Annotated in this window: 19 protein-coding genes; 17 read left to right on the top strand and 2 right to left on the bottom strand. The window is 33.3% G+C overall.

Translation table 11 applies throughout. From position 1 onward, the window contains the following. Nucleotides 1-78 precede the first annotated feature (78 nt). From rpmJ to rplQ, 6 genes are read left to right on the top strand one after another with little or no spacing between them, the layout of a single operon-like run. Entirely contained in the window at nt 79-192 is a 114-nt protein-coding gene (rpmJ, locus tag CQA57_RS05505; RefSeq protein WP_002956266.1) for a 50S ribosomal protein L36, read from the top strand. Nucleotides 193-195: 3 nt separating this feature from the next. Then, a complete protein-coding gene (rpsM, locus tag CQA57_RS05500) occupies nt 196-558 on the top strand; it encodes a 30S ribosomal protein S13 (protein WP_115579232.1) in 363 nt (120 codons plus the stop codon). Nucleotides 559-569: 11 nt separating this feature from the next. Next, entirely contained in the window at nt 570-965 is a 396-nt protein-coding gene (rpsK, locus tag CQA57_RS05495) for a 30S ribosomal protein S11 (protein ID WP_115579231.1), read from the top strand. A 9-nt stretch (nt 966-974) separates the two neighbouring features. Next, nucleotides 975-1,601 carry a 30S ribosomal protein S4 gene (gene rpsD, locus CQA57_RS05490; RefSeq protein WP_115579230.1) on the top strand — a complete coding sequence of 209 codons (627 nt, stop codon included), beginning with the start codon at nt 975-977 and terminating at the stop codon, nt 1,599-1,601. Nucleotides 1,602-1,613: 12 nt separating this feature from the next. Beyond that, complete coding sequence (locus CQA57_RS05485) at nt 1,614-2,621, top strand: DNA-directed RNA polymerase subunit alpha (protein WP_115579229.1); 1,008 nt, start codon at nt 1,614-1,616, stop codon at nt 2,619-2,621. A gap of 10 nt (nt 2,622-2,631) precedes the next feature. Further along, nucleotides 2,632-2,982 (top strand): 50S ribosomal protein L17, encoded by a 351-nt coding sequence (gene rplQ, locus CQA57_RS05480; protein ID WP_115579228.1) that lies wholly within the window; start codon nt 2,632-2,634, stop codon nt 2,980-2,982. Nucleotides 2,983-3,002: 20 nt separating this feature from the next. Here rplQ and CQA57_RS05475 read toward each other — a convergent pair whose 3' ends face one another. Then, nucleotides 3,003-3,266 (bottom strand): EscU/YscU/HrcU family type III secretion system export apparatus switch protein, encoded by a 264-nt coding sequence (locus tag CQA57_RS05475; RefSeq protein ID WP_115579227.1) that lies wholly within the window; start codon nt 3,264-3,266, stop codon nt 3,003-3,005. After that, entirely contained in the window at nt 3,266-3,877 is a 612-nt protein-coding gene (ribE, locus tag CQA57_RS05470; protein WP_115579226.1) for a riboflavin synthase, read from the bottom strand. Before ribE ends, CQA57_RS05475 begins: the two co-directional genes overlap by 1 nt. A 63-nt stretch (nt 3,878-3,940) precedes the next feature. On the opposite strand from ribE, the gene CQA57_RS05465 reads away from it, so the two are divergent. Genes CQA57_RS05465 through mrdA form a run of 11 tightly spaced genes read left to right on the top strand, consistent with a single transcriptional unit; the run spans nt 3,941 to nt 12,162 of the window. Next, a complete protein-coding gene (locus CQA57_RS05465) occupies nt 3,941-4,699 on the top strand; it encodes a TatD family hydrolase (RefSeq protein ID WP_115579225.1) in 759 nt (252 codons plus the stop codon). A 55-nt stretch (nt 4,700-4,754) separates the two neighbouring features. Further along, nucleotides 4,755-5,864: a lytic transglycosylase domain-containing protein gene (locus tag CQA57_RS05460; RefSeq protein ID WP_115579224.1), complete on the top strand. Its 1,110-nt coding sequence runs from the start codon at nt 4,755-4,757 to the stop codon at nt 5,862-5,864. Beyond that, the gene (locus tag CQA57_RS08305) at nt 5,861-6,820 is read left to right on the top strand and encodes a septal ring lytic transglycosylase RlpA family protein (protein WP_281270395.1); all 960 of its coding nucleotides are present in this window, start codon (nt 5,861-5,863) and stop codon (nt 6,818-6,820) included. The genes CQA57_RS05460 and CQA57_RS08305 overlap by 4 nt, the downstream gene beginning before the upstream one ends. A 2-nt stretch (nt 6,821-6,822) precedes the next feature. Continuing rightward, entirely contained in the window at nt 6,823-7,419 is a 597-nt protein-coding gene (gene hisB / locus CQA57_RS05450; RefSeq protein WP_115579223.1) for an imidazoleglycerol-phosphate dehydratase HisB, read from the top strand. Beyond that, nucleotides 7,416-7,913: a KdsC family phosphatase gene (locus CQA57_RS05445; RefSeq protein WP_115579222.1), complete on the top strand. Its 498-nt coding sequence runs from the start codon at nt 7,416-7,418 to the stop codon at nt 7,911-7,913. Before hisB ends, CQA57_RS05445 begins: the two co-directional genes overlap by 4 nt. After that, a complete protein-coding gene (locus CQA57_RS05440) occupies nt 7,894-8,439 on the top strand; it encodes a hypothetical protein (protein WP_115579221.1) in 546 nt (181 codons plus the stop codon). The genes CQA57_RS05445 and CQA57_RS05440 overlap by 20 nt, the downstream gene beginning before the upstream one ends. Continuing rightward, nucleotides 8,439-8,906, top strand: coding sequence for a lipopolysaccharide transport periplasmic protein LptA (gene lptA / locus CQA57_RS05435; RefSeq protein WP_115579220.1), 468 nt, complete (start codon nt 8,439-8,441; stop codon nt 8,904-8,906). The genes CQA57_RS05440 and lptA overlap by 1 nt, the downstream gene beginning before the upstream one ends. Next, nucleotides 8,903-9,520, top strand: coding sequence for a ribosome biogenesis GTP-binding protein YihA/YsxC (gene yihA, locus CQA57_RS05430; RefSeq protein WP_115579219.1), 618 nt, complete (start codon nt 8,903-8,905; stop codon nt 9,518-9,520). Before lptA ends, yihA begins: the two co-directional genes overlap by 4 nt. Further along, nucleotides 9,507-9,965: an N-acetyltransferase gene (locus CQA57_RS05425; protein ID WP_115579218.1), complete on the top strand. Its 459-nt coding sequence runs from the start codon at nt 9,507-9,509 to the stop codon at nt 9,963-9,965. Before yihA ends, CQA57_RS05425 begins: the two co-directional genes overlap by 14 nt. Then, on the top strand, nt 9,914-10,387 hold the full coding sequence (locus CQA57_RS05420) for a hypothetical protein (RefSeq protein ID WP_170126834.1): 474 nt from the start codon (nt 9,914-9,916) through the stop codon (nt 10,385-10,387). Before CQA57_RS05425 ends, CQA57_RS05420 begins: the two co-directional genes overlap by 52 nt. Next, entirely contained in the window at nt 10,354-12,162 is a 1,809-nt protein-coding gene (gene mrdA, locus CQA57_RS05415) for a penicillin-binding protein 2 (protein WP_456237293.1), read from the top strand. Before CQA57_RS05420 ends, mrdA begins: the two co-directional genes overlap by 34 nt. Nucleotide 12,163 lies beyond the last annotated feature (1 nt).

Genomic DNA, 12,163 nt, shown 5'->3' with positions numbered 1-12,163 from the left:
ATACTATAATTAAGGCTTTTATTCTGAACTTTTGTAGGGATAATAAAAAAATGCCGTTGTGCATTAAAGGAGTAAAAGATGAAAGTTAGACCATCGGTCAAAAAGATGTGTGACAAATGTAAGGTCATTAAGAGAAAAGGAGTTGTACGCGTGATTTGTTCCACTCCTAAGCATAAACAAAGACAAGGATAAAATATGGCTAGAATTGCTGGTGTAGATTTGCCAAAAAAGAAACGAGTAGAGTATGCTCTAACATATATTTATGGTATTGGATTAAAAACTTCAAGAGATATTCTTAATGCTGTAAATATTTCTTTTGATAAGCGAGTTAATGATCTCAGCGAAGATGAAGTTTCGGCGATCGCAAAAAAAATACAAGAAAGTTATATGGTTGAAGGTGACTTAAGAAAAAAAGTTCAGATGGATATAAAAGCTCTAATGGATTTGGGTAATTATCGTGGTTTGAGACATAGAAAAGGTTTGCCTGTTCGTGGACAAACGACAAAAAATAATGCTCGTACTAGAAAGGGCAAGAAAAAGACAGTTGGTAGCAAATAAGGAGGTAGAAAATGGCAAAAAGAAATTCAGCAACAAAAAAACGTGTTGTTAAAAAGAATATAGCAAAAGGTATTGTTTGCATTTCTGCTTCTTTTAATAATACAAATGTAACCGTAACGGATGAAATGGGGAATGTTATTTGTTGGGCTACGGCTGGTGGTCTTGGTTTTAAAGGTTCTAAAAAATCTACCCCATATGCTGCGCAGCAGGCTGTTGAGAGTGCTATGATGAAAGCCAAAGAACATGGTATTAAAGAGGTTGGTATCAAGGTTCAAGGGCCTGGTAGTGGTAGAGAAACTGCCATCAAGAGCGTGGGTGTAATTGAAGGTATTAAAGTATTGTGGATTAAGGATGTAACTCCATTACCTCATAATGGTTGCAGACCTCCAAAAAGAAGAAGAGTATAAGGGGTAGAAATGGCTAGATATAGAGGACCAGTTGAAAAGTTAGAAAGAAGATTTGGAGTTTCTCTTGCATTAAAAGGCGAGAGAAGATTAGCAGGTAAAAGTGCTTTAGATAAAAGACCTTATGGACCAGGACAACATGGTCAGAAGAGAGGAAAGATTTCAGAATATGGTTTGCAGCTTAGAGAAAAACAAAAAGCTAAAGTAATGTATGGAGTTTCTGAGAAACAGTTTAGAGCTATTTTTTCTGAAGCAAATCGTTTGGAAGGAAATACGGGAGAGAATCTCATTCGTTTGATTGAAAGACGATTGGATAATGTAGTTTATCGAATGGGTTTTGCTACTACAAGGAGATTTGCTCGTCAATTAGTGACACATGGACATATTCTTGTGGATGGTAAAAAGGTAAATATTCCTTCATTCTTTGTAAAGCAAGGGCAAAAAATTGAGATAGTTGAACGCACTAAGTCAAATCCTCAAATTACTCGTGCAATTGAATTGACTTCACAGACAGGGATTTCTCCTTGGGTTGATGTTGATAAGGATAAAAGATTTGGTATTTTTACAAGATATCCTGAGAGAGAAGAGGTTGTTATTCCAATTGAGGAAAGACTAATTGTAGAGCTATATTCTAAATAATCGGAGTGAATAATGAAGACTATTAAAACTACACCTTATATTCCAACGACTGTAGAGGTAGAGGAATTGGGGCAAAATAAGGTAAGAGTGGTGGCCTATCCTTTTGAATCTGGTTATGCTATAACATTGGCTCATCCTTTAAGAAGGTTATTGCTATCAAGTTCTGTTGGTTTTGCTCCAATTGCGCTTAAAGTTGATGGAGTTTCTCATGAGTTTGATTCCATTAGAGGGATTGTTGAAGATGTTTCCCCATTCATTGTTAATTTAAAAAATATTCGTTTTTTAAGTAAGGTGGATACAGATTCTCAAGATCGTGTTGTGTTGAATTATTCTTTCAAAGGACCTATGAATCTAACAGGTTCGCATTTGGCTAATGAACAAATTGATGTGGTAAATCAAGATGTTGTATTAGCTACTATTAATGAAGATGCGACTTTAAATTTTTCTGTTATTGTGCAAAAGGGTATAGGATATGTTCCTAGTGAAGATATTAGAAATTTAATTCCAGAAGATTATATTCCATTAGATGCGTATTTTACTCCTGTAAGAAAGGCAGTATATGAAATAGAGAATGTTTTGGTAGAGGATGATCCTACATATGAAAAAATTATTTTTGATGTAGAGACTGATGGGCAAGTAAATCCATATGAGGCTTTTAAGCAAGCTATTGCTATTATGCATTCTCAAATGAGTATTTTTGGTGCCGATATTAGTTCTGTACCAATGGCTCAGAAAGCAAATGTAGAGGATAATTTTGATTTTAAAGAGTTGATGATTAAATTAGATAGTTTGAATTTAAGTGCAAGATGCTTTAATTGTCTTGATAGAATAGGAATACGCTATATTGGTGAACTTGTTTTAATGAGTGAAAATGATTTAAAAAATGTAAAAAATATGGGTAAAAAATCTTATGATGAAATTGCTGATAAGCTTCAAGAACTTGGTTATCCTGTGGGTACTGAATTGGAAGAAGATAAAAAAGCAGCGCTTAGTAAAAAAATTTTAAAATTAAAGGCTTAAGGGATAGAAAATGAGACACGGTCATGATTATAGAAAATTAGGAAGAACTTCATCTCATAGAAAGGCTCTTCTTAAGAATTTAGCTATTGCTTTAATTGAGCATGGCAAGATAGAAACAGGTATTTTTAAAGCTAAGGAATTACAGTCTTATATTGAAAGATTGGTTACTGTAGCAAGGGTAGCAGATTTTAATACACATAGAGCAGTTTTTGCTTTATTGCAGAATAAAAAAGCTACAAAAAAGTTAATTACAGAGATTGCGCCGAAGTATAAAGATAGAAATGGTGGTTATACAAGAATTCAAAGAACAAGAATAAGAAGAGGAGATGCTTCTACATTGGCAGTTATTGAATTTGTTTAATTTTTAGTGAGCGGGTCAGGTTACCTGCTCATTTGTGCTTTTTCTTCTAGTTTATTGAGCCATATAAATACTTCTACTACACCATCGTATAGTATCTGTGGAATTTCTTCATTAATTTGTATTTCTAAAAGGGAATCAACAAGATTTTTATTGCAAAATAGAGGTATGTTAAAATCTTTTGCCTTTGTAATGATATTTTGTGCCAACAATCCCTTTCCTGATGCAATTACTCTTGGTGCATTATCTTGATTTTTTTTATAAGCAAGTGCTACTGCTTTTTGCATTAAAATCCTAATGCTTGAGAATCAAAATCCAGCCATGACATTGATTTTTGCTGTCGTGTTAATAGGTGATAGATGCTACGCACAAACATGTCTGTTTCTATATTAACTCTTTGACGAATCTTATAGGTATGGAAAAGTGTATTTTTATAGGTGTGGGGAATAATAACAAGTTTAAAGCTATCTTTATAAATAGCAGTTAGAGTGAGACTTATCCCATCGATGCTGATTGAACCTTTGGGAACACAGAGGAGTAGTATATTTTGGGGGGCTTGTATAATAAATTCAATTTGATTTGCATTATTTTTGATAGAAGCAATCTCTCCAATGCCATCAATATGTCCCTGAACAATATGCCCATCAAGTCTGTCTTGAAGTGTTAGCGCAGGTTCAATGTGAACATATTTTTTATAATTTTCAATTGCAATGTTTTTTTGTGTTTCTTGACTTAATTCAAGAGAAAAATAATTATTACTAGTTGAAATGACTGTAAGGCAAACTCCATTTACAGCGATACTATCACCAATTTTTGGTTGATATTGTGCTTGCAGAGTTAGGATATTGTTTTGCAAATCTCTCACAGTAGCAATTTCTCTTACTAAGCCACTAAACATCATTTATCCTTAATTTTTATACGTTAAAATAGCTTCTAGATTCTAGCACAAATAAGGAAAAGAATGTTTATTGATACGCATTGTCATTTGAATGATAAGGCTTTTTGTGGAGATGTGGATGCTGTGCTTGAAAGAGCTGAAGCAGAAGGTATGGATAAGGTTATTATCCCTGGTGCAGATCCTATGGAGCTTGATTTGGCCATAAGATTGTCAGAGCAAAGAGAAAATGTATTTTTTGCAGTAGGAATACACCCTTATGATTTGCATAAGGGTGAAATAAAATATTTTTTAGATTCCATAAAACATCCAAAATGTGTGGCAATAGGGGAGTGTGGATTGGATTACTTTAGATTGCCAGAAGAAGATATTCAGGGTTATAAAAATCAACAAAAAGAGAAGTTTGAAGAGCAGATTCAAATTGCCTTGGATTTTGATAAACCACTTATCTTGCATGTAAGAGAATCGAGTAATGATGTATTTGAGATATTGCAAAAATATCCAACAGCAAGGGGTGTGTTGCATTGTTTTAATGCTGATGAAATTTTATTAAAACTTTCGGATCGTTTTTACTATGGAATCGGTGGCGTTTGTACTTTTAATAATGCAAGAAAGATTGTAGAAATTTTACCAAAGATACCTAGAGATAGATTGTTACTTGAGACAGATGCACCATATCTTACACCTGTTCCCTTTAGGGGGCAAAGAAACGAGCCAAGCTATATCCCAATAATAGCACAAAAAATAGCAGATATTTTGAATCTTTTGCCTGAGGATATTGAGCAATTAACAACACAAAATGCTAAAAATTTATTTAAGTTTTAGATTTTAGTTAAGTAAAAAAAAGTAAAATATCAGCTTTAGTGCAAAAAGGAGCAGAGTGATTAAAAATAAGATTTTTTACCTAGTTTTCATAACACTAGTGCCTGTATTTGCTGATTTTAATCATTTAAGCCATGATCGTTATAGTGAGAGTATTTTAAATTCTTTTGGTGTTAGCGGTAGTTTTTTAACAAAATTACAGGAAAAAAATGTTGCAAGTCCCAATCGTTTGTATGCTAGATGGGATTTTTTTCTAGAGCAATTTGACAATGGTTATGAGTTTATTCCTGTCTTAAGGTCTATTATGACGGAGGCTGGAATACCTCAAGAATTTTTATTTTTAGCGATGGCAGAATCTGGATTTTCAGTTCGAGCATATAGTGTTAAAAAAGCTGCTGGTATTTGGCAAATTATGCCTAAAACTGCAAAGAGTTTGGGATTGCAAATCAATGAGTATATTGATGAGAGAAGAGATCCTATTAAAAGCACTCAAGCAGCGGCTAGATACTTGCGATATCTTTATAAGAATACTGGGGAGTGGTATTTGGCTGCTATGGCTTATAATTGTGGGATTGGTAGATTGAAAAATGCGATAAAAAAAGCAGGAAGTAGTGATATTGAAGTTTTGCTAGATGAGGAAAAAAAATATCTCCCAAGAGAAACGCGAGAATATATTCGCATGATTCTAGAAATGTCTTTAGCCTTTAATAATTATGAGAGATTACAAGGCAGTAATAAAAATTATCTCTTAAATCGTGGTGCTAGCGATAGTATCGTAGGCGTGCAAATCAAATCAGGAACAATGTTGGAATATATTGCTCAACAACTAGACATGTCTTTAGTGGATTTAAAAAAATACAATAAGCAATTTAGGTATGATTTTCTACCACCAGGTGAAGGGGATTATACTGTTTATATACCTTATGAAAAGCTTTCATATTTTAGACAGGCTTATGTTCCTGATGCAAATCCAAATAGAATGTTCATATTGCATGAGATTAAAAAAGGCGATACGCTCTATGCTTTATCAAAGAAGTATAAAGTGAGTATTGAGCAAATCAAAAATGCTAATCAAATGAGCAAAATATCTTTAAAAGTAAAGCAAAAAATTGTTATACCCGTAATAAAGGAAGAAATGAAAAAGTTTGCCAATAAGGGAAGCTATTGAGAAGATTGAGCATTATTGGTTTGAGTCTATTTTTTTTTGGCTGTGCTCCTCAAAGTTCTTATAAGGGAGGTGTTGGAGCTTTTAAGGAATATGAGAACTTCAAAGAATGGAAAAATAAAGGAGGTTATACCTCCAATTTTTCTAATCAAGATTATGGTGATTATAAACAAAGTTTTTCTGGAGGTAATATCCCTTCAGATATTTTCAATCAAGATTCTTCAATGATGAATGGTATGAGAGAATCTGCAGCTATTCAAAGAGCCACAATGCGTCCTTATAAGATTGCAGGAAAATGGTATTATCCAAGTCGTGTGGATATTGGAGATATTTTTGATGGAATTGCGAGTTGGTATGGACCAAATTTTCATGATAAAAAGACTTCAAATGGTGAAGTCTATAATATGTATGCACATACAGCAGCTAGTAAAACATTACCTATGAATACAATTGTAAAAGTGTATAATAAAGAGAATGGCAAAATTACTATTGTAAGAATCAATGACAGGGGACCATTTGTAGATGGTCGTATTATTGATTTATCCAATGTTGCAGCCCATGATATTGGTATGGTTGATAAGGGAACAACACAGGTTAGAATCGAAGTGATTGGTTTTGGCGGTCTAGTTGCAAAAAATTATGAAAAAAAGTTTAAAAAAGATTTGCAGAAGTCTTCTAGCGAGCTTGCCAATGAATTTAAGGTAGGAGATTCTAAAGAAACCATTGAGGGTGGAAAATTTTCTTTGCAGGTTGGGACTTTTAAGAGAGAAGAAGGAGCCAAGGAAACAAAAATGAGATATGATACTTTGGTTGAAAAGAATACCAATGGTTATAGCGTAGAAATCCAAAAAGATGGTGAATATTATCGTGTTTTTGTTAAAGGGTTTCGTAGTGAAGATGAGGCAAATGATTTTGGCATAAGTAATGATTTAGAAAATCCTGTGATTGTGAGGGAATAAAAATGAATTTTCAAGAAAGAAAAACACAAGAAACAAATATTAGAGCCGGAATAAGAATCTATGGAACTGGAAGTTATAGCATTGATACAAAAATTGCCTTTTTTGATCATATGCTTGAGGCTTTTAGCAAGCACTCTTTGATTGATTTGGAGCTAAAGTGCCTAGGAGATATTGATGTGGATTATCATCATAGTGTCGAGGATTGTGGTATTGTTATTGGGCAGCTCTTAAGAGAAAGCATCTATCCTTTAAATGGTGTTGAGCGTTTTGGAAATGCAAGTGTGGTGATGGATGAGGCTTGTGTGGAATGTGATATTGATTTAAGCAATCGAGCTTTTTTGTTTTATGATTTAGCTAGGAAAGATCTTGATGAAAAAATATTGCAAGGTGCTATTTTGGATTTTAATGTTGAGCTTGTAGAGGAGTGGTTTAGAGCAGTTTGTATGCAATCTAATATAAGTGTTCATATCACTTTAAAAAGAGGTAGAAATTTGCATCACATCATAGAAGCATCTTTTAAAGCTTTTGCTGTGGCATTGCGTAGAGCCTTAATGCGAAATTCACAAATTTCAATACCAAGCACAAAAGGCTGTTTATGATAGAACTCTTATTGTTAGATGTAGATGGCACGCTTACAGATGGGAAGTTGCATTATCTTCCAACAGGAGAGGAGTTTAAGACTTTTGATGTGCAAGATGGTATGGGTTTGTCTTATTGGCTAAAACTTGGCAAAAAGGTAGCCATTATTTCAGGAAGATTTTCTCAAAGCACTTTGTCTAGAGCTAGGGATTTGGGGATTATGGATTGTTTTTTAGGAATAGAAGATAAAAGACAAAAGGCTTTAGAGATAATGCAAAAATACAACTTGCAACCACAACAAGTGGCTTGTGTTGGTGATGATATTAATGACATTGCTATGTTTGAGGTATGCGGGTTGAGGTTTGCTCCTTTGAATGCACAAGAGGTTTTAAAGCAGTATGCAGATATTTTTTTAAAAAGAAGTGGTGGCAATGGAGCTGTGAGAGAGGCGATTGATTATATTATTCATAAAGATGGCTTGGAGGGGAAGATTCTTGAGCTTTTTAAAAAATAATTCCATGCTATGTTTTTTTTTAGTGCTTTTTTTTATTACTATTTTTTCGTTATTTTTTTTCAAAAATCACAATGATGTATTTGTTGATGCTGATAATGTGGATATAGCAAAAATTGATGTGCGTTATTTTGTGATGCATCAAATGAAAAAAGACATTATAGATACATTGATTGAAGGAAAAGATGCTACGCAATATAAGGATTATGAAATTTTTAAAAATGTAACTCTAAGTAGAATGTTAGAAAATAATCTCTCTGAGAGTATCCATAGTAATTATGTGCATCGCAATAAGGATATTTATAGCTTTTATGATGGGGTAGATTACAAAAGAAATGATGGTTTTTCTTTTTATTCTCAAGCTGGGGTGTTGAATTTATCAAGAGAGATTTTTAAGGGTAAGGGTAATTTTTCTTTATATGGGCAACAAGGTAAGGTTTTGGGGGAAAATATTGTTTATGATAGGAAGAATTCCATGATTTTTGCACAAAAAATTCACTCAAAAATCCTTTTAGAGGATGGAAAATAATGAAAAAGATTTTTTTATTAGCTTTATGTGTATGTGTAGTTTTTGGCTCTGAGTTACTTGAGGTGAGTGCTGATAGATTTTCAGGCAATGAGAAAACTGGTGAGAGCATTGTTGAGGGAAATGTAAAAATTACAAAAGGAGCTGATAAGCTTGAGGCAAAAAAGGTAGTGATATACACTAATTCTAATAGAAAGCTTGCAAAAATGATTGCAGAGGGAGGAGTTGTTTTTGTGGTTACTACACAAGATGGCAGAAGAATGCATGGTAAAGCAAATGTTTTGAGTTATGATGCTATTACCGGAGAATATCATCTTAAAAAACAAGCAGAAGTAAAGGAAGAAGGTCGGGAGAATACCATCAAAGGTGAGGAAATTTTTTTGAATAATAAAACGGGTTATGTCAATGTGGTTGGCGGAGCTAATAAACCTGCAAAACTTATCTTTAATCTTGAAGAAACAAAAAAATGATAGAGGTTAAAAAATCTTGCTTTATTACCTCGGCAAAAGATTTGTCTTCTTGTCCATCAATAGGGGTTACTGAAATTGCATTGCTTGGAAGAAGTAATGTAGGAAAAAGTACTTTTATCAATCTTATTTTAAATCACTCAAAACTGGCAAAAAGTTCTTCTACACCAGGAAAAACACAGCTTATCAATTTTTTTGAAACAATATGGCATAAGGAAGGGCAAAATTTTAATCTTTGTTTTGTGGATCTCCCTGGTTTTGGTTATGCTAAAGTGTCAAAAACACTAAAAGAGGAGTGGGAGGCAAATCTATGGGATTTTTTACAATTTCGCACTTCAATAAAGCTATTTATTCATTTAATTGATTCTAGACATCAAAATTTAGATATTGATAAAAAAGTATTTGAGATCTTACAGGCAAATTGTCGTGCAGATCAGGATATCTTAAAAATTTATACCAAATGTGATAAAATCACATCAAATCAAAGGGGATTGCTTGAGCAAAAAAAAGCTCTTATGCTTAGCGTTGATGATAAAATTTTTAAAAAAAACTATAATGCAAAGGAGAGGATTAGACAAATGATTTTAAATAGAGTGTTGGGTAATGATAACCTATGAAAAACCGCTCCTAAGGGATATTGATCTAATGCTTGAGCTTGTTGCTCCTGAAGTAGAAAAAGGATTGATATTGCCAAGAAGCAAAGAAGAGATGAGTAAAAATATCCGTTCATATTATTTGGCAAAATTTCAAGATAAAATCATTGGTTTTTGTGCCTTAAATATTTATACCACAACTCTTGCAGAGATTAGAAGCTTGATAGTAACACAAGAGTATCGCAATAGGGGGATTGCTCAAGAGTTAGTGATGAAAAATATTCAAGAGGGGCTAGAGTTAGGAATTAGTAATTTTTTGGTTTTAACATATAGGCCAAATTTATTCAAGCATCTGGGTTTTGAAGAAATCCAAAAAGAAAAAATTCCTTATCAAAAAATATGGGCAGATTGTATTGCATGCAAACATTTTCCGACATGTCAAGAAATAGCACTACTAAAAACATACTAGTTAATATTGCTATTTTAGTGACTTTTGTTTGTTATTTGGCATTAAGCAATATCTATGTTTTTCTACCACCTTTGCTTGGATTATTATTTACTAAGTATATAAAAGATTTTAAGGATGCTAATTTTTTTGGTTCTTTTGTGGTTTTAATTTTGTGTATCTTTTTTGAATTGGAAAAATCTAACAATATAGGGTTTTTATTTTTACTTTTTATTTTTTTGTCTTTTGTGGTTTCAAAAATAGGGTTGATTTTGCAAGAAGAAAGCAGGTTTTTTGGGGTAATTTATGTTTTTTTGCCTTATATGTTTTATTTTTTTGTTTTGCAGAGTTTGACTATTTTTAATCATCAAATGCCTATTGTTTTTACCCCCATTATTCTATGGTATGTATTGTGCGAGAGTGTGTTGGTGATATGGAAAAGATAAGTTTTAGAATCCGTTTAATTGTAATTATCTTTGTCCTTGTGTGGATTGTATTATTATTGCGTATCTTTGCTATTAGTATACAGTCCAATCAGTATTATGTTCAATTAGCACAAAAGAATATCACAAGAAAAGATATTGATGTTCCTTTTAGGGGATTGATAAAAGATAGAAATGGAACCTTGATTGCGATTAATCAGTTAGGATTTTCTATTTCTTTTGATCCTCATTTAAAAAATCAGCAGTTAAAAGAACAAATTGAATTTGTTTTAAAATATTTTCCTGATTTAAATCCTGAAGATATTGTAAAAAATTATATGAGAGAGAGATCATCATATAATCATACTCCTATCAAAGTGGTCAAGTTTATTGAGTATGAAAAAATGCAAAAAGAATATGCCTACTTAATTCAAAATCCCCTCATTTTTGTAGAGCCAACATCAAGGCGTTATTATCCCTTTAACTCTAGTGCATCTCATGTGATAGGCTATGTTGGCGCTAGTGATGAGAGTGATATAGCAAAAAATATGGTGAGTAAATATACAGGCATTGTGGGAAAGACAGGTATTGAGAGAAAGTATAATGGCTTTTTACAAGGAGAGATTGGAGAAAAAGTTGTTACAGTAGATTCTCATAATCGTGTAGTTTCAGTAAGATATGAGAAGGATAGCATAAGCCAAAATGAATTAGTCATTACCCTTGATATGCGATTGCAAAAAGTTGCTGATGAGGCTTTTTTGGGCAAAAATGGTGCTGTAATTGTGATGGACATTGAGAGTGGAGAGATCTTAGCTGCAGGGAGTTATCCAGAATATAATTTAAATGATTTTGTTGGGGGTATTAGCCATGCAAAGTGGAGTGCCTTGCAGGAGGATTTATCCAACCCTTTGTTGAATAAACTTGTAAATGGGCTTTATGCACCAGGTTCTGTTATTAAAATGGGTATGGCTTTGGCTCTATTGGAATATGCTGGAATTAATGAGCGCACCTTAATTGACACTCCAGGGTATATTGAGCTTGGTGGAAGAAAATTTAGGGATTGGAAAGCTGGTGGTCATGGGAAAAGTGATGTGATTAAGGCTATTAGAGAATCTGTAGATGTGTATTTTTATAAGCTTTCTCAACAAGCGGGGATGACAAATATTGCAGGTGTGTTGAATGAGATGGGCTTTGGGCAAAAAACAGGAGTGGATTTGCCAAATGAATTTGTGGGTATTTTGCCGAGTCCAGAGTGGAAAATGTCAAAAGGTCAGCCGTGGTATTTAGGAGATACGGTTGTAACTTCAATAGGTCAGGGTTCATTTTTGGTAACGCCAATGCAAATTGTTAGATATACAGGATTGATGGCATCAGGTTTATTGCCTACTCCTCATTTTGCAAAATCTTTTGAAAATATCCCGAGTGATTTTGAAATCAAAGATGTACTTAATGAGTTTCAAAAATCAAAAATTAAATTTATTCAAGAAGGGATGTATCAGGCTTGTAATGCACAAGGTGGAACTGCTAGAAAATCCACCTTAGATTCTTTAGTGCCTATTGCATGTAAAACAGGAACTGCTCAGGTAGTGAGTATTCCTCAAAATATTAAGGTGCGTATTAAGGAAAGTGAATTGCCATATTACCATCGCTCTCACGCTTGGATGACAGGATATGCTCCTTATAAAAACCCAAAATACGCAATCACGGTTTTTATTGAGCATGGAGAAAGCGGGGGCAATGCAGGACCAATTCTTGCAAAGATGGTCAATGCTCTAAAGCAATATGGCTATATCAAGTAGT

Source organism: Helicobacter anseris (assembly GCF_003364335.1).
Taxonomy (GTDB): domain Bacteria; phylum Campylobacterota; class Campylobacteria; order Campylobacterales; family Helicobacteraceae; genus Helicobacter_H; species Helicobacter_H anseris.
Note: the sequence above shows the minus strand (reverse complement) of the source record. Positions and strands in the feature narration are given on the sequence as shown.